The sequence below is a fragment of the Yersinia proxima genome (genome assembly GCF_902170785.1).
Taxonomy (GTDB): domain Bacteria; phylum Pseudomonadota; class Gammaproteobacteria; order Enterobacterales; family Enterobacteriaceae; genus Yersinia; species Yersinia proxima.
Map to the genome: position 1 here is coordinate 541,836 of NZ_CABHYG010000017.1, position 25,265 is coordinate 567,100.

Consider the following 25,265-nt stretch of genomic DNA (forward strand, 5'->3'; position numbering starts at 1 on the left):
TCGGGTGGCTTTTTTATTGTTGATACAGTGTGAAACCACACTCTTTCCATTGCCCCACTACAAATAAAATTGCGCAATATCAATGATTCACTACTCGGTTAGCGCCGATTTGCTGCAAGATAGAAAGCCTGTGATATTATCGAAAGTCTGAAGTTCAATGGATCTCTAGCCCCTTTGCTCATAAGGCCAAACGAATGAACGAGAAAGTTTTCACCCTGCCCGTTGTTGAACAAATTTCACCTTATATCAGCCAGCGCCAGTTGGACGAACTGCCAATCGTAGTGGTTTCCCATCCGAAAGTGCGTGCCGCAGTCAGCTTGCAAGGTGCTCATTTATTGGCTTTCCAACCAAGTGGTGAACAGCCGATTATCTGGTTAAGCAACAACACGCCATTTAAAGACGGTGTCGCTATTCGTGGTGGTGTGCCGATCTGTTGGCCTTGGTTCGGCCCATCAGCACAACCTTCTCATGGTTTTGCTCGTTTACTGCCATGGACGCTCAGCGCCCATGATGAAAATGAGAATGGGGTTATCCTGACCTTCACTCTGGAAGACAGCGATGCCTCTCGTCAATTCTGGCCACATCCCTTCACTTTGATTGCCCGCTTCAAGCTGGGCGAAGAATGTGAAATGGAATTAGAATCACACGGTGATTACGAAGCAGTTGCTGCCTTGCACACCTACTTCCAGATTGGCGATATCAGCCAGATTAAGATCAGTGGCCTGGGCGATAAGTACCTTGATAAAGTACTAAAAATTGCTGATGCAACGCAACAAGGTGACTTGGTCTTTAACGGTCAAACCGACCGCATCTATACCCACCCTGAAGCCTACAGCCTGATAAAAGATGCCGCGCTGAAACGTACCATTGAAGTGCATCATCATCATCAAAGTGATGTGGTTGCGTGGAATCCAGGTGCTGAACTGTCGAGCAGCATGGTTGATATGCCAAATGATGGCTATAAAACAATGGTTTGTGTAGAAACTGCGCGGGTGAATAAACCGTTGGTTGCCAAACAAGACTCCCCTGCACGTCTGGCCATGACCATTCGTAGTCGCAAGAATGCCCAATAACGGCTGATATTGCAGATACAAAAATGGGGCACAAAGCCCCATTTTTTATTGTTCAGATAGGGTGCGTGATAAATTAACGGAAGGTATATGTGACCCCAGTCCACAGTACGCCGGTCCAGGATGCATCAACCATTGGGCTATTCTTAATTTCATTTGCCAGGTGAATATAACGGCCAGTAAAGAAAGCATTCCAGTTTGGGTTGATATTGTAGTTTGCCGACAATTCCAGATACGGTGACCAGCTATCATTAGGGCTGTACTGAGCCAGGCCACTACGGGCAGATTCCCCGCCGCTTACACCATAGTAATACTTATTCTGATCTTCACTGTTCCAGGCAACACCAGCGCCCGGAGTCAGCGTCCAGCTATCAACACTGAAACGATAGAGATAAGCCAGATCGCCGATAAAACCACCACTGTTATCCAGCACGTCACCGGAGAACATGGCGCGCAAAGTCCCCCAATCCTCAATATGAGAATAAGACATCCCCGCCATCAAAGTGCTACGGCGTTTATCCAACTGCTTCATCTGCTGGTCGTCACTGTCGCCCGGCGTAAAATGCAGTGGCAAATAATAGGCATCAATCGATAAACGGTTGGTGTCATCTTTCCACAGATAATAACCCGCAGCCAATGTGCGGAAATAGAAATTATCACTTTCATAAGAAACGATAGGCACTGGGTAAACACGGTCATTCTTACCGCGATATGGGTCAGGGCTGACTAATGCTGAGGCCCCCAGAGACCATGTTCCGGCCATCGCAGTTGGCATGCAAACCGCAGTTGCAACAGCCAATGCCGCCAGTGTTTTGAGTTGCTTCGTTTTTATGTCATGTTTTTTCACGGAAAAATCCCTTTGGTAACAAAATCGTTAGTTAACCTAGTGTAAATCAATTGCTTGCCCGTGGCGAAATCTTTACACATTCTCAGCCAATATCAATATTTTCTGTTCAATTTCTCGCCGAAATAAAACTAGTTAATAACCTAAAAATTTACGCAGATTTGATTACAATAAAATAACAATATATTCAAATAGATAATCTCAATTAATTAAATATAAAACACTGCCAATGAAATAAAAAATAGATTTAATTACTGAATAGTGGTTATTTAATGTACCAGGGGTGGTAAATCTGTCGTTAATGTCAACTTGACCTTTATGAGAGACGCGACCATAACAATAAGGTAGTAGTTTCAAAATTTTAACCCAATAAAGCACTACTATTATTTTATGTTCCCAACCATTCAAACAGGACGGGCATCGCTATGAACATATTTGATCACTACCGCCAACGCTATGAGGCTGCCAAGGACGAAGAGTTCACACTGCAGGAGTTCCTCACCATCTGCCAGCAAGATCGCAGTGCGTATGCCAATGCGGCTGAACGTCTGCTGATGGCTATTGGTGAGCCTGTCATGGTTGATACCGCACTCGAATCCCGCATGTCTCGGCTGTTCTCTAACCGAGTTATCGCCCGCTACCCTGCTTTTGAAGAGTTCTATGGCATGGAAGAAGCCATAGAGCAGATCGTTTCTTACCTTAAACATGCGGCTCAAGGGTTAGAAGAGAAGAAACAGATTCTGTATTTGCTCGGCCCGGTGGGTGGGGGTAAATCATCACTGGCTGAACGTTTAAAAGCACTGATGCAACGGGTGCCTATCTATATTCTAAGTGCTAATGGTGAGCGCAGCCCGGTTAATGACCATCCATTGTGCTTATTCAACCCGCAGGAAGATGCGGCGATTCTAGCCAAAGAATACAATGTTCCTAGCCGCTATCTCGGCACAATCATGTCGCCGTGGGCGGCCAAACGGTTGCATGAATTTGGTGGTGATATCACCAAATTTAAAGTCATCAAAGTCTGGCCTTCTATTCTTGAGCAGGTCGCGATTGCGAAAACTGAGCCAGGTGATGAAAACAATCAGGATATTTCTGCCCTGGTGGGTAAGGTTGATATCCGCAAACTGGAAAACCATGCCCAAAATGACCCTGATGCTTATGGCTATTCCGGGGCCTTGTGCCGCGCGAACCAAGGAATTATGGAGTTCGTCGAGATGTTTAAGGCGCCGATTAAGGTGCTGCATCCATTGCTGACTGCTACTCAGGAAGGGAACTATAACGGCACTGAGGGGATCTCTGCCCTGCCATTCAGCGGTATTATTCTCGCGCACTCTAACGAATCAGAATGGGTAACTTTCCGTAACAACAAAAACAATGAAGCCTTCCTGGACCGCGTCTATATCGTCAAAGTGCCTTATTGCTTGCGGGTATCAGAAGAGATCAAAATTTACGACAAACTGTTGAATCACAGTGAATTAACCCATGCGCCTTGCGCCCCAGGGACGCTGGAAACACTGGCGCGGTTCTCCATTCTCTCAAGAATGAAAGAACCAGAAAACTCCAGCATTTACTCCAAAATGCGGGTGTATGACGGTGAAAGCCTGAAAGATACTGATCCGAAAGCCAAGTCTTATCAGGAGTATCGCGATTATGCTGGGGTTGACGAAGGGATGAACGGCCTTTCGACCCGTTTTGCCTTTAAAATCCTGTCACGGGTATTTAACTTTGACCATGCAGAAGTGGCAGCTAACCCGGTGCACCTATTCTATGTGCTGGAACAGCAGATTGAACGCGAACAATTCCAGCAGGATGTCGCGGAAAAATACCTCGAGCACCTGAAAGGCTATTTGATCCCGAAATATGCTGAGTTTATCGGCAAAGAGATTCAGACTGCCTATCTGGAATCCTACTCTGAATACGGTCAAAATATTTTCGACCGCTATGTTATTTACGCCGATTTCTGGATTCAGGATCAAGAATACCGTGACCCCGATACCGGGCAACTGTTTGACCGTGAATCGCTGAATGCTGAACTGGAGAAAATTGAAAAACCTGCGGGTATCAGCAACCCGAAAGACTTCCGTAATGAAATCGTCAACTTTGTGTTGCGCGCCAGAGCCAATAACAATGGCCGCAATCCAAATTGGACCAGCTATGAGAAGTTGCGCACGGTGATTGAGAAGAAAATGTTCTCTAACACTGAAGAGTTATTGCCGGTTATCTCCTTTAACGCCAAGACTTCAACGGATGAGCAGAAAAAGCATGATGACTTTGTCGATCGGATGATGGAGAAAGGTTATACCCGTAAGCAGGTTCGTTTACTGTGTGAATGGTATCTGCGGGTAAGAAAATCATCATAACCTGTTATCGAACCACCCTAATATTACAGGTACAGCTTTTTGCATTGTGGCTGTGTTGCCAGCCAGCACAGTCACAGTGTGGAAGATGCAGGGAATAGAGGCAGGGGGAGTTATGGGCTACTTTATTGACAGACGACTTAACGGCAAGAATAAAAGCATGGTCAATCGCCAGCGCTTTTTGCGTCGCTATAAGTCGCAAATTAAACAATCAATTTCTGATGCCATCAATAAAAGGTCGGTAACTGATATTGAGAGTGGCGAGTCAGTGTCTATTCCCATTGACGACATCAATGAGCCGATGTTCCACCAGGGCCGTGGCGGACTGCGCCATCGGGTACATCCAGGTAATGATCATTTTGTCACTAATGACCGCGTAGAGCGCCCGCAAGGTGGCGGTGGCGGCAGCGGCAGTGGTCAGGGGAATGCGGGTCAGGACGGTGAAGGCGAAGATGAGTTTGTCTTTCAGATTTCCAAAGATGAGTATCTCGATTTACTGTTTGAAGACTTGGCGCTACCTAACCTGAAGAAAAATCAGTATAAACAGCTTACTGAATTTAAAACCCATCGTGCGGGTTATACCTCCAATGGGGTTCCTGCCAATATCAGTGTGGTGCGTTCACTGCAAAACTCGCTGGCCCGCCGCACAGCCATGACGGCCAGTAAACGCCGTGAACTACGCGAATTGGAAGAAACACTTAAGACATTGGAGAATTCGGAACCGGCACAATTACTGGAAGAAGAGCGGGTACGTAAAGCTATTGCCGAGTTGAAACAAAAAATCGCCCGGGTACCTTTTATTGATACCTTCGATTTGCGCTATAAGAACTATGAACGACGCCCGGAGCCATCAAGTCAGGCCGTGATGTTTTGCTTGATGGACGTGTCAGGTTCTATGGATCAAGCCACCAAAGATATGGCAAAACGGTTTTATATTCTGCTGTATCTGTTCCTGAGCCGGACTTATAAAAATGTCGATGTGGTGTATATCCGCCACCACACCCAAGCAAAAGAAGTTGATGAACAAGAGTTTTTCTATTCGCAAGAAACCGGTGGAACCATTGTTTCCAGTGCGCTGAAACTGATGGATGAAGTAGTGCAAGAACGCTATGACCCGGCGCAATGGAATATCTATGCGGCGCAAGCCTCGGATGGCGATAACTGGGCTGATGATTCGCCTCTGTGTCATGAATTGCTGGCGAAAAAAATTCTTCCCGTGGTGCGTTACTACAGTTATATCGAGATAACCCGCCGTGCCCATCAAACGCTGTGGCGCGAATATGAAGACTTACAGGCAAAATATGAGAACTTTGCCATGCAGCATATTAGGGAACCCGAAGATATCTATCCGGTATTTCGTGAGTTGTTCCATAGGCAGACTGTTGATAATTAACTTCCAAACTAGCCGGTCATCTTTTTCTGCCACAGAAATAGCTTTCCGGCTTTTTAATGCGCTAAAATTTCCACTCCCTGTTTAATTCCCAGAGCTACCCAATGAAATGGCATGATGGACTGCGACAACCGGGTGTATTGGCGGCATTAACTGCTGCGGTACTGTTTGGTGCGGGAACCCCGCTGGCAAAACAATTGCTGAATACGGTGAGTCCGTGGTTGCTGGCCGGTTTGCTGTATTTAGGATCGGGGGTAGGTTTGGCGCTATATCGGTTGATAACCCGCCCGGCGGCCGTCAAGTTACCGCGTAATGAATTATGGTGGTTTATCGGCGCGATTAGCGCCGGAGGGATCATTGCGCCAGTGCTACTGATGATAGGCCTTACCGGTATGCCCGCATCGGGAGCCTCACTGCTCCTCAATGCCGAAGGGGTATTCACTGCCCTGCTCGCCTGGTTTGCTTTCAAAGAGAATTTTGACCGCCGAATTGCCTTGGGCATGATGGTGATTGTAGCGGGTGCCGCGATTCTGAGCTGGCCGGGAGAAGCTCGCTTTGCCGGATTGTGGCCGACGCTGGCTATTCTGGGTGCTTGTTTCGCGTGGGGTATTGATAACAATCTGACCCGTAAAGTTTCGCTGACGGACGCCACCTGGATTGCTTCGGTCAAAGGATTGGTAGCGGGTTTGGTGAATCTCGCATTGGCATTTGCCCTCGGCGCAACCTTACCACCAGTGATCAATCTGGCAGGTGCCCTGCTGGTAGGATTTTTTGCCTATGGCGTGAGTCTGGCGCTGTTTGTTATTGGTTTGCGCCACCTAGGTACTGCTCGTACCGGCGCTTATTTCTCTATCGCGCCTTTCTTAGGTGCGGCGCTGGCAGTAGCTATGGGGGATGCTATAACAATCCCTTTGATCGTGGCTGGGTTATTAATGGCAATAGGAATTTGGTTGCATCTGACCGAACAGCATGAGCACCAGCACCACCATGAGAGCTTACTGCACGAGCACGAACATCTCCATGACGAACACCACCTGCATTCACATGACTTCCCCATCGATGCTGATATCCCCCATAAACACCCTCATCAGCACCACCCGACGGCGCATTCTCACCCACATTTCCCCGACGCACATCATCGCCATAAACATTAAAGCGCCATAAACCACCAGTTTATTGGTTATTAACTATAATAAATGCCGGTTTTAAATTAACAAACAGTATAATTATCCAATTAAAATCATTGGTTTATCCGCCCAAATAAATCATTTATGATAATAAAATTCTTGGGTTTATTGTGTTCCAGAGGGAACTGTGCGCCCCTTACTTTTACTGATACTTTGGCTGGCGTGTATCGCCCCATCACAGGCAGTTTATAATCCCAAAGAATATAATATTTGGCATATTCAAGGCGGCGTTTTATACGGGGCTACCCAAACAGAAGATGAGGAGCCGGTGCTTATCAGCATTGCTGGCCCCACAACTGATTGGGCAAATATGGTGATTTCATTAATAGACAATGAGCCCTGTGATAATAAGAAAACAACCACAGAATTTGCTTTTAATAATGATATCTTCACCGTCGAGTACAGTTGCCTGACAACCACTGATCACACCGTGATAAGTTACACGCTGCATGATGCTGCCAAAGTTAATAAACTCTATAACCAACTGAAATCAGGCTTTACCGTTACGCTCGATAAACGGATTAAAGTTTGGGCGGCCAATATTGGCACCCCCATCAACAGTGACTAACGCAATAGCAGCTTATTGATCGTCAAGTTGGCTAAAACGCAACGTCAAATAATCGAGCACACTGCGCACTGAGGGCAATAAACCACGCCGTGAAGGGAAAACAGCATGGATAATTTCATGGCGCAATGACCATTGCGGTAGCAGGCGAATTAAATCACCCGCGGCTAATTGCTCCGTCACCATCATGACAGGCAACTGCACTGCCCCGACACCACTTACCGCCGCGCTGCGTAATGTGGTCATATCAGCGGTCACCAGTCGCGGTTGATGATAGACCGCCGCATGCGCCCCTTCAGGCCCGTCTAAATGCCAGATAAACTCCTGTTGAGGCTGCCCCAGTCCAAGACTTGGCCAGCCGGTTAAATCAGCCGGCACTTTCACTTCCCCAAGACGAGCTATCAATTCAGGACTGGCCACCAGGCACTGACAGCGGTTACCCAAAACCTTCAACACCAGATCACTGTCTTGCAACGGAGGTGGGCGAACCCGAATCGCAATATCTATGGCTTCAGCAACCGGGTCTACCTGCCGATTAGTGGATTCGAGATGCAGCGTCACCAGAGGGCAACTGGCCATAAAATCTGCCAACATGGCACTGACCGTGGCCTGCAACAGTGCCACTGGGCAGGTGATGCGCACTACGCCGCGCGGTTCTGCTCGCGTTAACTCTATCGCTTCCTGTGCTGCTTTGGCTTCTTCCAGCATCGCTTTGCAATGTTCGTAATAGGTGCGCCCGACATCCGTCACCGCAAAGCGCCGGGTTGAACGCTGAATTAATCGAACCCCCAGTCGCTCTTCCAATAACGCCAACCGCCGACTCAGTTTTGATTTGGGTAACCCTAATACTCTGGCGGCGGCACTGAATCCGCCGTGCTCAACTACCTCCGCGTAATAATAAAGATCGTTTAGATCCTGCATACTCCGCCTCTCTGTTGTTTATTATTGTCCTAATAATAGAACACTGATAACCAATTTTGCTATCTACTGCCGAAATTATCCTGAATATATACTTTATTCAACTTGTGGCCAGGCGGATTGAATAGTCAGGCTGCTATACCTTATTAAGGCTGTTGTAAGGAGGAAACGATGAAAAAAGTCCAAGGCATTTATCGTGCACCGCGCCAACATTGGGTGGGTGATGGCTTCCCGGTTCGCTCACTGTTTTCATATCAGAGCCATGGTAAACAGCTCAGCCCGTTCCTGTTGCTGGACTATGCCGGGCCAATGGATTTCACCCCGACGCAGCATCGTCGTGGTGTCGGGCAACATCCACATCGTGGATTTGAAACAGTGACCATTGTGTATGACGGTGAAGTTGAACATCGTGACTCTACCGGTAAAGGTGGAGTTATTGGCCCCGGCGATGTGCAGTGGATGACCGCAGGTGGCGGTATTCTGCATGAGGAATTCCATTCCGATACCTTCGCGAAACGTGGCGGGGCTTTTGAAATGGTGCAGTTGTGGGTCAATTTACCGGCAAAAGATAAAATGACCACACCGGGTTATCAGGCGATTCGCAGTGAAAATATTCCTCAGGTCGCATTACCTGAAGGTGCGGGCAGCCTGCGTGTTATTGCGGGTGATTATGCCGGGAAAAATGGCCCAGCCAATACGTTCTCGCCACTGAATGTCTGGGATATCCGGCTAAATCAAGGGAAAAGCACCGAGTTCTCCCTGCCTGATGGCTGGAATACAGCACTAATTGTATTGCGCGGTACAGTGCAGGTTAATGGTGATGCCATTGCCCGCGATGCAGAAATGGTGTTGTTGGACGCTACCGGGAGCCATGTCACGATTGAAGCGAATAATGATGCAGTGTTGTTATTACTCAGTGGTGAACCAATCGATGAGCCCATTATCGGTTACGGGCCATTTGTGATGAATACGCAGGAGCAAATAGCCGAAGCTATCGCTGATTTTAATAGTGGCCGCTTTGGTTCGATGGATAATCACGCATAACCTCTAAATGACCCGCCATTACCTGATATCGTTATTGTCAGGTAATGGCTTTTCAAGCCAGAATATTGAGCGGCCCGATACTCTCCGCAAATCCTCTCTTTCCCTCCCCGGTTATCGACTAAACTTAATATTATATTCTGTGCCCAAAACAGCATCATTATGAATTAAGACGGCAGTATTTTTTTTGCATGTTACGCTTTAATTCACATTTGAATATTTGTCATTAATCTTATTCTATTTATAAACAAATAGTGATATTCCAATAGCCACAGTGATACTTCGCTCAAACCACAAGAAACAAGACTGCCAAGCGATTCTTTTTCCCAGGAATTAATCATGAAAGCCAAAAAAACAGTAGAATGGCAGAAAAACAGGCAGTCTAAGTACAACGAAAATAATGCCTTATTAACTGCATTGAATCATTCATTAGCAATTATTGAGTTTGATCTTTCCAGTCACATTATTGAAGTTAATCAAAACTATCTTGATTATTTTGGCTATCAGCGCGATGAAGTCATCGGCCAACACCATTTGATGTTCTGTCATCCCGGTTATGCCAGCAGCGAAGAATATCAAAAAATTAAAAAATGCCTACTGGCTGGACAATCGCTGGAAGGACGTTTTGAGCGTTTACATAAAGACGGTTCAACAGTTTGGCTGGCGGCCATTTATCAACCAGTACCCGGCCCTGATGGTTCTGTGACCCGCATAGTAAAAATCGCCAAAGACATTACCTTTTTAATTGAACAGCAAAGAGCAACCCAAGAGTGGGTGCAGCTTTTGACGCAATTAACCGACCGTAGTGATAGCGCAATGTTTATTGCTGCGAACACTGAACACGGGCAACAAGCTGTTTATATTAATCAGGGATTTACGAAACTGTTTGGTTATACCCCAGAACAAGCGCTGGGGCATAACATGGTCGATCTACTGCAAAGTGCACATCCTGAACAGCTCGCACCAGTCAATGGCCCCTCCCCCGATACGCGCCAACGACTCCTGCCTAAAGAGCTTTTTTACAGTAAAGACCGGCAACCCCATTGGTGTTCAGCCGTGATAAACTCACTGGTGAATGAACAAGGCGAGCAGAGTTACAGCATTGGGGTGCTAACGGATATCACCCTGACAAAAATGTACGAAGTGTTGCAATATAAAGTGCTGGAAGCCTTGGTCCGCGAGCGCCCACTTGAAGAAGTGATGTCATTACTCTGTCATGAAGTTGAGCGGATTGCCCCTGAAGTGACCGCCAGTATTTTACAAAGCATCGGGCAGAATCACCTTTGCCATCTTGCTGGCCCTAGCCTGCCACTCAACTATACGAGCATCCTCTCCTGTGTACCCATCGGCCCATTTGCCGGTTCCTGTGGGACTGCTGCATTTCGCAAACAAGCAGTTGAAGTACAAGATATCGCCACCGACCCGTTGTGGCAGGACTACCGTCATTTGATATTACCGCATGGTTTATTGGCTTGCTGGTCAACTCCCATTCTCTCCAGCCAGGGGCAGGTTCTTGGTACATTTGCTTTTTATTATAAACAGAGACAAAAACCCAGTGATTTTCATCGACAGTTGGTCAAACTAATTGCCAATTTATGTTCTCTTGCCATGGAGCGGGAACTCTCACGCAAACAAATTCAGCATTTGGCTTTTTATGATTCATTGACCGGGCTGCCCAATCGCACCCAGTTTTTAGTGTATGCCAAACAAGCCATTGCTCTGGCAACTGAAATGAATCATTCGCTGGCGGTGTTAGTGATTAATCTGGATCGGTTTAAACAAGTTAATGACTCACTCGGTCATGCTGCTGGCGATGAATTACTGGCCGCTATTGCCCTACGGCTACGCGACAGCTTGCCCAAAAACGACATTATTGGCCGCCTGTCCGGTGATGAATTTATTATTATTCTGACCTCATGCACCATGCAGCAAACCACCGTGAGGGTGGAGAAAATGCTTAGTTTGCTGTCTCAGCCTTGCCAAATAGCCAACATGACTATTATTCCATCAGCCAGTGTCGGCATCAGCTTGTACCCAGAAAATGGTATGGAAATGGATACCCTGATGAACCATGCCGATATCGCGATGCATAAAGCGAAGAATATGGGACGTGGGCATTTCAATTTTTTCAGTGTAGAAATGAATAATCTCAATCAACAGCGACAAGACATGGAAGATGCCCTACGCCATGCATTTCACATCGGCTCCCTTGAATTATTTTATCAGCCGCAAGTGATGCTAAAAGATGGCCATCTGTATGGTGTGGAGGCGCTAAGCCGTTGGAAGCACCCAATTTTGGGAGATATCCCACCACAACGTTTTATTCCGCTGGCCGAAGAGAGCGGCCTGATCAATGAACTGGCGCTGTGGGCGATAGAAACCGCCTGTCGACAATTGGCAGATTGGCGCTTGCGGGGCATTGATGTCCCATCTGTGTCAGTGAACTTATCCCCAACCAATTTTCACAATCTGGGTTTGCCTGACATGATCCTGCATATTTTGCATCATTATCATTTACCGCCGCAGGATCTGACGCTGGAAATTACCGAAGACATATTGATTGAAAATAACCCAGCTATTTTCGCGACGATAGAAAAAATTCATCGTCTGGGGGTGCGGCTATCAATGGATGACTTTGGCACCGGTTATTCCAGCCTCAGTTACCTGCGCCGGTTGGATCTTGATGAAATCAAGCTGGATAAAAGTTTTGTGCACGACCTTGAATATGATGAAACCAGTCGAACCTTAAGTGAAGCAGTGATACGCATTGGCGAGAGTTTGCAACTGTCGGTGATTGTCGAAGGGGTAGAGAATGAAGCCCAGCGCACTTTGTTGAGTCGACAAGGTTACCTGATTGGTCAGGGATTTCTATTTTCCGAAGCGCTGCCGGCGATTAAACTGGAAAAATGGTTAGAGCATCGTCTGACAAGTTAGCCAGCGAATAACAAGAGATATATGATTGGTTGTAGTAATCTATTAGAGATTTCTAAGCACCAATAAGTGACATTGTCACTAGAGGTTAATGGCAAAGTGCCCGTATCGGTGAAAACAGGCAGATCGTAAAGACGCCGTAAACCCTTCCCTGGGGGCTCGAGCCGCGCCGTCCCTGGCGCGGACGCTTTACTCTTCTACCTGTCTTAACCTTGCAAGATCGAGTCGTTGGGTTTGTCATCAGTTTGAAGTGACATTGTCACTATCGCTGGGTTGGGTCATGCTCAACCTTTTCATTTGTCGGCAAATTCTTTATCCTTGCTGCCTTTGTAATCTGGATGTTGTTTTGTTGTTATGCAAAAATTCCTTTTTCTGCTGTTAAGCCTGATATTGCTCGGGCCATTGGGCATCGACCTCTACTTACCCACCATTCCTGCTATTGCCAAGGGGCTGAACAGTAGCGAGTCATTGATCCAATCCACCATTGCGCTGTTTATTTTGGTGCTGGGGATTGGGCAACTGATTGCCGGGCCATTGGTTGACAAATATGGCCGCAAACCAATTGCCATCATCGGGATAATCCTTTACATGCTAGGTGCCGCCATGGCTGCTCTGGCTGTCAGCCCTTTCATGTTTGTCAGCTCTCGCCTGTTACAAGGTGTGGCCGTTTGCTGTACCGCAGTGGTGGCATTCAGTGGGGTGCGCGACCGCCTGAACGGCAATGAAGCTGCCCGTGCTTTTGGTTTCCTCAATGGCACATTAAATATCGTGCCGGCATTAGCCCCATTATTAGGTGGTTTGTTAGCCGAAGCCTTTGGCTGGCGCGCGCCATTCTGGTTCCTGGCTCTGTACGGATTGTTGGTATTAATCCTGGTTATCGTTTTCCTACCGGAGACTCGCCCGGCAGATACGCAACCGGTGAAGAGTTTGCCGATTAAAAACTATCTGCGCATTCTACGCGACGACCGTTTTCTGACTTTCGCGCTAGTGAATGCGGGCGCGATGGGAATGGCTTTAACTTATGTCTCTCTGGCACCCAATGTCTTGATGGTAGGCGCGGGGCTTAGCCCACTGCAATTCTCGCTGGTGTTCGGTGCCAATGGTTTTTGGATCATGGCCGTCAGCTTTTTTGCGAATCGGATTATCCAAAAAGTGGGCCGCCCAGCCTGTCTGATGACGGGGAGCGTACTGATGGCAGTCGGCTGTTTCAGCCTGCTATACGGCCTGCGCTTATCACCTGAAGTGCAGCATCACTGGCTGGTTTACATGTTACCCGTTGCCAGTGCCTGTGCCGGTTTAGCCTTTATGATGGGGCCAGCCACCAGCTATGCACTGGAGCCTTATGCCAATGAAGCCGGTGTTGCTTCAGCCTTGGTTGGGTTTGTACAGATGGCAGGAGGCGCGGGATTAGGTCTGTTGGCGATGGCCTTGCCGATTGAACCTAAGTTATCTCTGGCTATTGTGATGTTGGCCGGTTGCTTACTGGCCTGGCAAGCACGCCGTGCCAGCAAACATGTACGCGGTAAATTGCAAAAGATAAATTAGCACGCCACTTCAATAGCTAATAAGAAACCGATTACCCAAATGAATTGGTGTTGTAGCAAGGCAGCAAACGAACTCATCCCGATGAGCTGACATAAGTCAGTGATTCGGGTGACAAATCTTCCGGGAGCAGATTTGAACGCTGCTTGCAGCGGCCTCGCAGAGGCGAGGCCCATGGACGGGCCGAGTAACGAGAGCCGCTAACACCGCTACAGCGTCAAGTCAGAAGGGTAACCCTGGCTGCCAGCGCACACATCAACTCATACCCCACCGTTCCCGCGGCCTGTGCCACATTGTCAATGGGCACATTCTCACCCCATATTTCGACTTTGCTGCCCATCTGCGCTTGCGGACATGGCGTGAGATCCACGGTGAGCATATCCATCGAAATCGCCCCCACTGTGTGCGTCAATATACCATCCACCATGATAGGTGTTCCCGTCGGTGCTACACGCGGATAACCATCGGCATAACCACAAGCGACCACTCCTATGCGCTGCGCACCAGTGGCGCGATAACGGCTACCATAACCCACACTTTGACCGGCGGATAATGATTGCAGCGCGATAATCTCACTGTGCAAACTCATCACCGGGCGCAGACCAAGGCCAGCAATATCTGCGATATCACCACTGGGTGACGCGCCGTAGAGAATAATTCCCGGACGCACCCAGTCATAATGGGTGTCCGGGTTACGCAATATTGCCGCTGAGTTGGCAAAGCAGCGAGCCGCCGGAATATGTCCGCAGGCCTGCTGGATCTGAGCAAATTGCTCATCAGCGCCAATAGGATTATCTGCATTAGCAAAGTGGCTCATTAATGTGATTTCGCCGACATTGCTGAGGCTGTTGGCCCATTGCCACACAGCTTCCGCCTGACCAATTGGAAACCCTAAGCGATTCATACCGCTATTAAACTTTAAGTAAATATTGAGTGGCGCCGTCAGGCGGGCCGCTTTGATGGCCTCAAGCTGCCAGTCACTGTGCACCACCGTCGTCAGGCGATAATGATCCAGCAACACTAAATCCTGCGCTTGAAAGAACCCCTCCAGCAGTAAAATTGGCCCTTGCCAGCCCTGCTCTCGCAGCAGGATAGCTTCGTTTAAATCCAGTAAAGCAAATCCATCCGTTGCCGCCAGCCCTTGCCAGACACGCGCTAAACCATGACCGTAGGCATTGGCTTTCACCACTGACCAAATTTTTGCTGTTCCCACATGACTGCGCGCAACATTCAGATTATGGTGTAGCGCAGATAAATTCAGCGTGGCAGATATCGGGCGAGGCATGCTTATTCCTTCCAGAACACTATTTAGTTGTTATTAACAAAAGGGCTATCCACTAATACGCTAAATAATTTGAGTTGCAGCCAACGTACATGCAACTTTAAGAATGGCGGATATGAACTAGCGAGCCGGATGGACGTCATGTAACGGCGCAACATTCAGCGGCCGAAAGCCCGCGCTATAGCGCGAGACCGAGAGATCATCAGCCAGAATCGCAGGACGCCGACCAAACATAATATCAGCCAATAGCTGGCCTGAGCCGCATGCCATGGTCCAGCCCAAAGTGCCATGACCGGTATTGAGGTAAAGGTTTTTAAGCGAAGTTCGCCCAACAATAGGCGTGCCATCCGGTGTCATCGGGCGCAGACCAGTCCAAAACGTTGCCTGACTGATATTACCGCCATCGGGATACAAATCGCCGACCACCATTTCCAGTGTTTCTCGCCGCGCCTGATCCAGTTGGGTGTTGAATCCCACGATTTCCGCCATACCGCCCACCCGAATGCGATCGTCAAAACGGGTAATGGCTATCTTATAGGTTTCATCCAGTACGGTAGAATATGGCGCACAAGCAGGGTTAGTGATGGGAATGGTCAGAGAGTAACCTTTTAGCGGATAAACCGGAATTGATACCAATCCCGCCAGCAGTGCAGTTGAATAAGCGCCAAAAGCCACGACATAAGCATCGGCTTTAATGATGTCATCACCGCACAACACCCCAGCGATTTGATCTCCATCCACCAGCAGTTTATCCACTGAGCGATTGAAGATGAACTTCACGCCAGCCTGTTCAGCCATTTTTGCCAACCGCTCGGTAAACAACTTACAGTCGCCAGTTTCATCATTAGGTAGACGTAAGCCGCCAGTGAGCTTATGTGCCACTGTTGCCAATGCGGGTTCGACGATGGCCAGTTGATCCGCGGTTAACAGCGAATACGGCACACCGGCGTCATCTAATACTGCAATATCTTTGGCGGCATTATCAAATTGCTGTTCGGTACGGAATAATTGCAGCGTTCCCCCTTGCCGCCCTTCGTACTGAATACCGGTATCTTCGCGCAGCTCTTTCAAGCAATCACGGCTGTACTCGGCCAACCGCACCATACGGCTTTTGTTAATCATATAGTGGGAAGTGTCACAGTTTCTTAGCATTTGCCACATCCAGCGCAACTGCGAAGCACTGCCATCCAGATGAATCGCCAACGGCGCATGGCGTTGGAACATCCATTTAATGGCTTTTAGAGGAACACCGGGGGCAGCCCAAGGTGCCGCATAGCCGGGAGATATCTGGCCGGCGTTACCTGCACTGGTTTCCTGAGCTGGCCCATCCTGCCGGTCAATGACCGTGACATCATGTCCATCTTTCGCTAAGTACCAGGCACTGGCAACACCCACCACACCACTTCCTAAAATGACAACGCGCATATCACCCCCACACCAAAATGCATCAAAAGCACAATATTCTGTTGACAGAAAATTAACTCAGCAGAAAAAACTATCCAACACATTAATGATAGACTGTGACTTAATTCACAATTAATTTACACTGCAATCACTTTTCAATTCAATAGCAGGCTAAAAATAGAGATAACATGCTATTTTTAGCGAGTTATACAAAAGAATGACTGAAAATCCCCCTAATTATCCCTATTAACAGTATGAATAATTAGCATGTTGTTGATGTTAATTTTATTGGCTTTATATTCTGCACTTATAGCAAATAAACAGAATAATAATCTAATTAAATCTCTTTTAAGATAATTACGTCTGCCAGTAAAAAATACCCCGTACTCCCCACCATGGAGAGTTTCTCTTTTGAAAGATGGCGGATATTCATTGACATAACGTCAAGACAGGCCTCAATTTGTTCATATTGAGCTAGGATTATACTCAAGTGACTTCAAGATGCAGGAAGGCAGCCAACACACCTGCATCTTGAAGGGCGACGGGTATATTGAAGTGACCAGTATTTTGCAGGGTTATAAACCGTGAGGATGCGCTAATGACAACTTCAACATCGAAACACACCGCGCAAGATAAGCGCCTGACTGACGGCCCAGACTGGACATTTGAATTGTTACAGGTCTATCTGGATCAAATAGATCGGGTGGCAAAACATTACCGGCTCGATACCTACCCCCATCAGATTGAGGTCATTACCTCGGAACAAATGATGGATGCCTACTCAAGTATTGGCATGCCCATTAATTATACCCACTGGTCTTTCGGTAAAAAATTTATCGAAACTGAGCAAAAATATAAGCACGGCCAACAGGGATTAGCCTATGAGATTGTGATTAATTCCAATCCTTGTATTGCTTATTTAATGGAAGAAAACACCATTACCATGCAAGCCTTAGTGATGGCTCACGCCTGCTATGGTCATAACTCTTTCTTTAAAAATAATTATTTATTCCGCGCATGGACTGATGCCAGTTCCATCGTTGATTATTTATTATTTGCTCGCCATTACATCAGTGAATGCGAAGAACGCTATGGTGTGGAAGAGGTTGAACGACTGCTCGACTCTTGCCATGCACTGATGAATTATGGTGTTGACCGCTATAAACGCCCGCAAAAAATCTCGTTAGTTGAGGAGACTGCGCGGCAAAAAAGTCGAGAGGAATACCTGCAAAGCCAGGTCAACTCCTTATGGAAAACCTTGCCACGTAAAGATAAAGAAGAAGTGCAAGCCCAGGCTCAGCGCTACCCAAGTGAGCCACAAGAGAATCTGCTCTACTTTATGGAGAAAAACGCCCCATTGCTGGAATCATGGCAGCGGGAAGTACTGCGGATTGTGCGCAAAGTGAGCCAGTATTTTTATCCGCAAAAACAGACCCAGGTGATGAACGAAGGTTGGGCCACTTTCTGGCATTACACCATTCTTAATCATTTATACGATGAGGGTCAGGTCAGCGATCGGTTTATGATGGAGTTTTTGCACAGCCATACCAATGTGGTGTATCAACCGCCGTATAACAGCCCTTATTACAGTGGTATCAACCCTTATGCTCTTGGCTTTGCCATGTTCCAGGACATCAAACGCATCTGCCAGTCGCCAACCGAAGAAGATTACTACTGGTTCCCCGATATTGCCGGTAAAGATTGGCTGGATACACTGCATTTTGCCATGCGTGATTTTAAAGATGAAAGTTTCATTAGCCAGTTCTTATCACCGAAAGTGATGCGCGACTTCCGTCTTTTTACTGTCTTGGATGATGATAAGAATAATTATCTGGAAATTTCAGCCATTCATAATGAAGAAGGCTATCGTGCTATTCGTAATGAATTGTCTGCTCAATATAATTTAAGTAATCATGAACCTAACATTCAAGTGTGGAATGTTGATCTGCGCGGGGATCGTTCTCTGACGCTGCGTTATATTCCTCACGACCGGGCACCGTTGGATAAAAGTCGCCAGCAAGTGATGAAGCATATCCATCGCTTATGGGGGTTTGATATTCATATGGAACAACTCAATGATGATGGCAGTATCGAACTGCTCGACAGTATTCCACCCAGAACCAATAAACTCTAATCTGGCAGTATCATGTAGTTGATATTAATGGAAAAGGGGCGCTGCTGGCCCCTTTTTACTGTTCTGCTTTGACTATAACTCTTCTAGCGGCGAGCTTCTGCCAAATCACTTGGCATGGTGCCCTGCATACTGTGCCAGATAGCCCCGCTCTCTTTACCGTAGGCACGCAGGCAATCCAACACCTGGTCATAGGCTTTTTCATCACAGAGCGTTGATAGCTTGCTATAAAACGTCAAAGCCAGCTTGCGCGCTTCTGGATTCGAGAAATAGTAACGGCCCACGCGAGTATAAAGCCCTTTCAACCCATTGAGAATTAAACCGTAAATCGGGTTACCTGAAGCAAAAGCCAAACCACGGAAAATACCGTAATCCAATGCAGTGAAAGACTCAGCGTTATCATCAACCGTCTGCGCTTGCGCCAGAATCTCTTGTGCTTTTTCGGGATGATTGCGAATAGCCGTCCGGACAAAGATGGTAGCGATGTTAGTTCGAACAGCCAGTAAGTTATCTATCAATTGTGGCACACTGTCATGGTCAAGCCGCGCCAGTGTTTCCAGAATATTAAGGCCGGAGGTTTCCCAAAAGTTGTTTACTTTCGTCGGTTTACCGTGCTGAATAGTGAGCCAGCCATCGCGGGCCAGCCGTTGTAGCACTTCGCGCAATGTTGTGCGGGTTACTCCAATCAGCTCTGAAAGTTCACGCTCCGCGGGCAAAATTGTGCCTGGGGGGAAGCGATTATTCCAAATACTTTCAATAATATACTCTTCCGCGAAACCGGCAGGACTTTGCGCCTTTATAACCATATTTTTTGACGTTCCGTAGCGATAAATATCAGCAATTTAGTGCGCTCATCATACCAGACGACGCTATTCTGATATAGCTCCAGAGCCGAACAAATGGTGAAAGCAGTCATAAAGTTGCAAAAATTGCGCAGATGTAATGATGAACAGATTATACATATTGCTTTTAGGCGAATAACGTAAAGTAAAATGTAACCTTGAGCAGTAATAACGCCTTATATCCTAAATAATTCGAGTTGCAGGAAGGCGGCAAGAGAGAGACAAATTGGTCGGGAACCGATTTGAACAACCATGCAGCTTGAAGTATGACGGATATAATAATTTATTAAGGAGACTATAGCCCACAATGGATATCACCATTAGACAAGCCATTCTCAGGAATTTTCTCGGTAATTCACCAGATTGGTACAAGCTGGCAATTGTAGCGTTTCTTATCATTAACCCGCTGGTGTTCTTCTTTGTCAGCCCTTTCGTCGCCGGCTGGATGCTGGTGATTGAGTTTATTTTCACGTTGGCGATGGCACTAAAATGTTATCCATTGCAGCCCGGCGGTTTACTCGCTATTCAAGCCGTCGCTATCGGGATGACCAGCCCGCATCAAGTAGCAGAAGAAGTTGCCAATAACCTCGAAGTTCTGTTGTTGTTGGTATTTATGGTGGCGGGCATCTACTTCATGAAACAGCTCTTGCTGTTTATTTTTACCAAACTGCTACTGAGCATCCGCTCAAAAATTGCGCTCTCCCTCGCTTTCTGTGTCGCTTCTGCCTTCCTTTCAGCCTTCCTGGATGCGTTGACTGTTATCGCCGTTGTTATTAGTGTGTCTGTCGGTTTTTATACTATTTATCATCATGTTGCCTCAAATCATTCAGATAAGGACATCAATGATGACAGTTGGATCGACAGTCAGGAAAATCGCAAAACACTGGAACAATTCCGTGCATTTTTACGCAGCCTGATGATGCATGCGGGAGTGGGAACGGCACTGGGTGGCGTAATGACCATGGTGGGCGAACCGCAAAACCTGATTATCGCTAAAAGTGCTGGCTGGCATTTTGGTGATTTCTTTATGCGGATGCTGCCCGTCACCTTGCCAGTACTGTGTTGTGGGTTATTGGTTTGCATGTTGGTCGAGCGTTTTAAACTTTTTGGCTACGGCGCGGAGCTGCCTGAACGGGTTCGTCAGGTTCTGACGGATTACGATAAGCAGGCTAGCGCGAAACGCAACCGCCAGGAGAAAGTAAAACTACTGATTCAAGCACTGATTGGCGTTTGGCTGGTTCTTGCACTGGCACTACATGTGGCTGAAGTTGGCTTAGTGGGGTTATCAGTCATTATTCTCGCGACCTCACTTTGTGGTATCACCAATGAACATGCGCTGGGGAAAGCCTTTCAGGAAGCGCTGCCTTTCACTGCACTGCTTACGGTATTTTTCACAGTAGTCGCAGTTATTATCGAACAAAGTTTATTCACGCCAATTATTCAGTTTGTTTTACAATCCTCCCCCTCAGCCCAATTATCCCTGTTTTATCTGTTTAATGGCTTACTGTCCTCGGTTTCTGATAATGTTTTTGTCGGCACCGTATACATTAATGAGGCGCGAAAAGCATTCGAACTGGGCGTTATCTCACTTCAGCAATTCGAGTTATTGGCCGTCGCCATCAATACCGGCACCAACTTGCCCTCAGTAGCCACCCCCAATGGTCAGGCCGCGTTCTTGTTCTTACTGACCTCAGCACTCGCCCCATTGATTCGCCTGTCCTATGGCAGAATGGTATACATGGCCCTACCCTATACAATAGTGATGACAGGTGTTGGCCTGCTCGGTGTGGAGTATTTATTAGTCCCGGTGACAGAGTGGATGATGCAAAGTGGCTGGATAAGTTTGCCTCATATTGCTGCGGGAGTTAGCATTACACACTGATGACTTGCATTATAGTCCGTGCCAGCCCGATATTTCCCTCGCTACATGGGGCTAAGATGGGCTGGCAAAACAAACCAATATCTCACCCAAAGTAAAATTGATGCTCGTGATGGCCGCTACTGGCGAGAAATCACTGATTTTTGCCTAATTTTACCTTTGGGTAGCTGGCAGCAAAGATGAATTGGTTTACACTGCCAGTACAATTGCTTACTGCATGGAAAATAAAGATATGTTGCAATTCCTTAACCGTTGCTCTAAAGGGCGCGGTGCTTGGCTATTAATGGCCCTGACTGCACTTGTATTAGAATTGGTTGCGCTCTATTTTCAACACGTGATGCTGCTACAGCCTTGCGTAATGTGCATTTATGAACGGGTCGCATTATTCGGTATTCTTGGTGCATCACTGCTGGGTGCTATCGCGCCTAAATCACCTTTGCGCTATCTGGCTATTTTTATCTGGATCTACAGTGCCTGGAGAGGTGTTCAGTTAGCCTGGGTGCACACCATGCTGCAATTACATCCATCGCCTTTCACCACCTGTGATTTCTTTGTGAGTTTCCCTACATGGTTGCCACTCGATAAATGGTTCCCGGCTATTTTTGTTGCCAGTGGTGATTGCTCAGTAAAACAGTGGGAGTTCCTGTCGCTGGAGATGCCACAATGGTTAGTCGGTATCTTTGCTGCTTACTTGTTTATGGCGGTATTAGTGCTGATCAGTCAGTTTGTTAAGCCGAAAAGACGCGATCTATTTAGTCGATAATTTTCATTTCGATTGATAGTTTTCATTTCGGTTGATCATTTTCACACATATCTTTATCTGTTTAAGGCGCCCAGAAATGTGGCGCCTTTTTATATTCTGATCGTCGAATGATGCCCGCAATTCGTCACATTACTTATTAACGAATAATGCCACGAGCCGAACGGCTGAAAAAGGGTTTATAAGCCAACAGTATTTGCCACTCTTTAGCCAATAACTCAATTTCATTATTCACATCAGCCACTAACTTACCTGTATGATAAATAAGCCGGTAAGCCTCTATAACCGCTTGCCGGTCACCACTATTTAACCAATCAGCCTCAACTCCAGTTTCTCTTATGCCTACGGGAACAGCACGATTTCCTTCAGCTATCACATAAGGAGGTATATCCTGCACCACACAAGCACCGGTATTAATTAATGCGTAGGTTCCGATAACACAGAATTGATGTACCGCACTGCCAGCACTGATAATAGCAAAGTCATCAACTTCAACATGTCCAGCCAAACCCACATTTGAAGCAAATAAACAGTGATTACCCACGATACAATCGTGGCCAATATGAACATGACTCATCAGATTATTATCATTACCGATATGTGTAACCCCACCGCCCTGCAACGTACCCCGATGGATGGTGACATTTTGCTGAATCAAGTTGCGGTTGCCAATCACAACCCGAGTGCTCTCACCCTTATATTTAAGATCCTGATTAACCTCTCCGATGGAAGAAAACTGTCCAATATTATTGTCACATCCAAGCTCGGTAAAACCATTAATCACAATATGTGATTTAAGTACCGTGCCGGAACCAATAGTGACTTGAGAACCAATGTAGCAAAAGTGGCCAATTTGCACATTCGCACCAATCACCGCCCCCTTCTCAATAATTGCAGAAGCAGAAATTATCGCGGTGGCATCAATCAAGCTATTTAACTCTCCTGGTGGAGGACTCACTTACTGCTTTGTGGGTAACTTCAGTGTTGACTGAGAGACTAATCCATCCATTGGTTTAATCGGATTTACTGACAGAAAAAAGATAGGAATACGAGAATATGGCCGTCATGCTGACTCATCGCCCATATAAAAAACCCCGGCGAAAACCAGGGTTTTGAAAAGGTGCCGGTACTTTCCCGGCCGTCATGTTATGGCGTAAGCGTCCATCGTACACTCCAACGTTACACAGCCTAAGCATGACTATTGCATAACAGAGAAACACACTGGCAATTGCCCCAATACGTTTTTCTGTTAAACAACTTCTCCCGCACTCCGCTAGCTGTACCAGGCTTTAACTTCACGCGACTAATAATCATACAGCGTTATAATATTTCATCAAGACCAATTGAATATAATTTTCTATTTCAGAACAATCTGGATTTTTTATTTCTTGCTAACACAAAATAAATGACTGTTCTGCCCGTGATACAACTAAAAAAGGCCGCCTGATGGCAGCCTTATTTTACCAATATAATCAAATCATTATGCTTTGGTATGGGTACAAGTATACTGACTGGCCTGCTCACCATCGACAATAGCCAGGCGGATTGGCATTGCAGAAATATTAAGCGCGGCAATAACATGTTCTTGGTTATTTGCCTTCTGGAAGATTAATGACTCACCCTGACCTTCCGGATTAACTTTAACAAATTGAAAAACTGACTTATCAATGGTCAATTGCTGATTAGGACCATCCAATACAGCAGAAAGGTTGCCGCCATCTTTCAATTCACAGTCAAGATTAATTAATGAAGCCCCAGCGGCCTGAACCTGGTGTGAAACACTAACTAAAGTAGCGGAGATGCCGATGATAACAGCGGCCAATGTTGAATATTTCATTTTTTAAGTTTCTTAGTTAAATTTCGGCGTTAGTATGCCATATCTGGCTAATAATAGTGACGAGTTATCAGGCTCTCTGAGGTTTATTCGGAATGTACCCCCCATAAAACCAGGCTGTTCGGGGCTTTATGACCCTTTCCACCGGCTGATGCACCATCTCAATTTGGGCGTTAACACCCTGCCGAGTAAGTGGCTGTCAGCCAAATGGTCAATTGGGTCGCCTTTGAAGAAATCATAGTTAAGCATAAAATCTTTGGGGACAACTTACACCACGCTCAGAAGGTATAGAGAAGATATATGCGCTGCGTAACAGTAGGCAGCCCTGACATGATACTCATCCTCAGGGTCAGAGACCTCTGGTGAACTACATTTTAAGCCTCTGAAACATTTACCTTAGCCTTAAAGTTAACGGCTATTTGCAGTAGTGCCATTTTCGTTTCATTGGACTTGCCTGCTTTCTATTACACTCTCCACAGCACCTATCTGGTTAATTAGGTTCGATTGAGTTTTCTACTCTACATCATCCAGATTCCATTCTGAGTTCGGAATAATTATGGAGTCAGGTTCAAGCATTTTTTGTGGCATATATTGACCATATCCATTATTTATACAGAATCTTTTAAAATCGTAGAAAGAATCACAGTGTACTTTATGGTAAATGTTTCCCCGATAAACTTCGACCTCTTGCTCAGAGATCGCCAACCTTTGGGCGATAATTTTATTACTTATATTGTGAAGCAAAAAAAACACCACATCAAATTCTTCATCAGTAAAAAATTCATCTGGTTTCTCAACTAATAATGTAAAAGGTAATTCCTGGCTAACATATTGCGCACCTGAGAAGAAATCCATTTTTTTTCCATGGAAAATAATACCTATGCACTCTTTCTCACTATTTAAAAGTGGAAACTTATCGAAAATATAAGGTTGTAATTTTTGTTCACGGCCAAAGTAATGTACCTCAATCGAAGATACTCTCTTTTTAGTTATCGCCGCAAGTTGCTCTTGCTTTCTAAACTGTGATGAAAACCTAACAAAAGAATGATGAGGTAATTCGTCATCTGACAACCCTTTAATACTAAATTTTGGTGGAAAATTTAATAGTTCAAGAAATGGGATATTAGCGTGCAAATAGTGCGAATCAAGATCTTTGAAGCCCCAAGCCTCGTCACTGCTCTCCCATAACAACATTAACTGTAGAGGGATTTCGTTAGGAAGATGCAGATATTGATTATTATTACACATATAACCCCCATATTTAATATTCACATTATTATATTAATAC

The 25,265-nt window shown here is 46.3% G+C and carries 19 protein-coding genes; 11 read left to right on the forward strand and 8 right to left on the reverse strand.

The annotated features are described in order from the left end of the window. The first annotated feature begins 194 nt into the window (after positions 1-194). The gene (locus FTB31_RS18720) at positions 195-1,073 is read left to right on the forward strand and encodes a D-hexose-6-phosphate mutarotase (RefSeq protein WP_050075521.1); all 879 of its coding nucleotides are present in this window, start codon (positions 195-197) and stop codon (positions 1,071-1,073) included. A 73-nt stretch (positions 1,074-1,146) separates the two neighbouring features. On the opposite strand, the gene FTB31_RS18725 is transcribed toward FTB31_RS18720, so the two are convergent. Further along, complete coding sequence (locus tag FTB31_RS18725; protein WP_320407096.1) at positions 1,147-1,917, reverse strand: MipA/OmpV family protein; 771 nt, start codon at positions 1,915-1,917, stop codon at positions 1,147-1,149. 422 nt (positions 1,918-2,339) lie between these two features. Between FTB31_RS18725 and yeaG the strand changes: the two genes are divergently transcribed. The 4 genes from yeaG (at position 2,340) to FTB31_RS18745 (ending at position 7,416) form a co-directional block, all read left to right on the forward strand. Next, complete coding sequence (gene yeaG / locus FTB31_RS18730; protein ID WP_019079537.1) at positions 2,340-4,274, forward strand: protein kinase YeaG; 1,935 nt, start codon at positions 2,340-2,342, stop codon at positions 4,272-4,274. A 112-nt stretch (positions 4,275-4,386) separates the two neighbouring features. Continuing rightward, positions 4,387-5,664, forward strand: coding sequence for a YeaH/YhbH family protein (locus tag FTB31_RS18735; protein ID WP_050075519.1), 1,278 nt, complete (start codon positions 4,387-4,389; stop codon positions 5,662-5,664). Between the two features lie 101 nt (positions 5,665-5,765). Continuing rightward, a complete protein-coding gene (locus FTB31_RS18740) occupies positions 5,766-6,815 on the forward strand; it encodes a DMT family transporter (RefSeq protein WP_077295185.1) in 1,050 nt (349 codons plus the stop codon). Between the two features lie 160 nt (positions 6,816-6,975). After that, on the forward strand, positions 6,976-7,416 hold the full coding sequence (locus FTB31_RS18745) for a hypothetical protein (RefSeq protein WP_050075517.1): 441 nt from the start codon (positions 6,976-6,978) through the stop codon (positions 7,414-7,416). A gap of 12 nt (positions 7,417-7,428) precedes the next feature. Here FTB31_RS18745 and FTB31_RS18750 read toward each other — a convergent pair whose 3' ends face one another. Continuing rightward, on the reverse strand, positions 7,429-8,334 hold the full coding sequence (locus FTB31_RS18750) for a LysR family transcriptional regulator (protein ID WP_227719894.1): 906 nt from the start codon (positions 8,332-8,334) through the stop codon (positions 7,429-7,431). A gap of 168 nt (positions 8,335-8,502) precedes the next feature. Here FTB31_RS18750 and FTB31_RS18755 point away from each other — a divergent pair, with 168 nt between their 5' ends. The 3 genes from FTB31_RS18755 (at position 8,503) to FTB31_RS18765 (ending at position 13,848) form a co-directional block, all read left to right on the forward strand. Further along, positions 8,503-9,375 (forward strand): pirin family protein, encoded by an 873-nt coding sequence (locus FTB31_RS18755; protein WP_077175382.1) that lies wholly within the window; start codon positions 8,503-8,505, stop codon positions 9,373-9,375. A 336-nt stretch (positions 9,376-9,711) separates the two neighbouring features. Continuing rightward, a complete protein-coding gene (locus FTB31_RS18760; RefSeq protein ID WP_227719895.1) occupies positions 9,712-12,306 on the forward strand; it encodes a bifunctional diguanylate cyclase/phosphodiesterase in 2,595 nt (864 codons plus the stop codon). A gap of 351 nt (positions 12,307-12,657) precedes the next feature. Continuing rightward, positions 12,658-13,848 carry a multidrug effflux MFS transporter gene (locus FTB31_RS18765; protein WP_050075513.1) on the forward strand — a complete coding sequence of 397 codons (1,191 nt, stop codon included), beginning with the start codon at positions 12,658-12,660 and terminating at the stop codon, positions 13,846-13,848. 214 nt (positions 13,849-14,062) lie between these two features. Here the strand turns inward: FTB31_RS18765 and dadX are convergent, their stop codons facing one another. After that, complete coding sequence (gene dadX / locus FTB31_RS18770) at positions 14,063-15,130, reverse strand: catabolic alanine racemase DadX (protein WP_050075512.1); 1,068 nt, start codon at positions 15,128-15,130, stop codon at positions 14,063-14,065. Between the two features lie 117 nt (positions 15,131-15,247). Further along, positions 15,248-16,552 carry a D-amino acid dehydrogenase gene (locus FTB31_RS18775; RefSeq protein ID WP_227731689.1) on the reverse strand — a complete coding sequence of 435 codons (1,305 nt, stop codon included), beginning with the start codon at positions 16,550-16,552 and terminating at the stop codon, positions 15,248-15,250. A gap of 577 nt (positions 16,553-17,129) precedes the next feature. Between FTB31_RS18775 and FTB31_RS18780 the strand changes: the two genes are divergently transcribed. Further along, entirely contained in the window at positions 17,130-18,665 is a 1,536-nt protein-coding gene (locus FTB31_RS18780; protein ID WP_050075510.1) for a SpoVR family protein, read from the forward strand. Between the two features lie 83 nt (positions 18,666-18,748). Here the strand turns inward: FTB31_RS18780 and fadR are convergent, their stop codons facing one another. Continuing rightward, complete coding sequence (gene fadR / locus FTB31_RS18785; protein WP_050075509.1) at positions 18,749-19,468, reverse strand: fatty acid metabolism transcriptional regulator FadR; 720 nt, start codon at positions 19,466-19,468, stop codon at positions 18,749-18,751. A 343-nt stretch (positions 19,469-19,811) separates the two neighbouring features. Here fadR and nhaB point away from each other — a divergent pair, with 343 nt between their 5' ends. Continuing rightward, positions 19,812-21,386, forward strand: a complete 1,575-nt coding sequence (nhaB, locus tag FTB31_RS18790; RefSeq protein WP_050075508.1) for a sodium/proton antiporter NhaB — start codon at positions 19,812-19,814, stop codon at positions 21,384-21,386. 229 nt (positions 21,387-21,615) lie between these two features. Next, a complete protein-coding gene (gene dsbB / locus FTB31_RS18795) occupies positions 21,616-22,146 on the forward strand; it encodes a disulfide bond formation protein DsbB (protein WP_227731694.1) in 531 nt (176 codons plus the stop codon). A gap of 136 nt (positions 22,147-22,282) precedes the next feature. On the opposite strand, the gene lpxA is transcribed toward dsbB, so the two are convergent. The 3 genes from lpxA to FTB31_RS18810 form a co-directional block, all read right to left on the reverse strand. Beyond that, entirely contained in the window at positions 22,283-23,071 is a 789-nt protein-coding gene (gene lpxA, locus FTB31_RS18800) for an acyl-ACP--UDP-N-acetylglucosamine O-acyltransferase (protein WP_227731695.1), read from the reverse strand. Positions 23,072-23,623: 552 nt separating this feature from the next. Then, complete coding sequence (locus FTB31_RS18805; protein ID WP_227731690.1) at positions 23,624-23,980, reverse strand: hypothetical protein; 357 nt, start codon at positions 23,978-23,980, stop codon at positions 23,624-23,626. 510 nt (positions 23,981-24,490) lie between these two features. Next, the gene (locus FTB31_RS18810) at positions 24,491-25,225 is read right to left on the reverse strand and encodes a PAS domain-containing protein (RefSeq protein WP_077175390.1); all 735 of its coding nucleotides are present in this window, start codon (positions 25,223-25,225) and stop codon (positions 24,491-24,493) included. Positions 25,226-25,265: the final 40 nt, after the last annotated feature.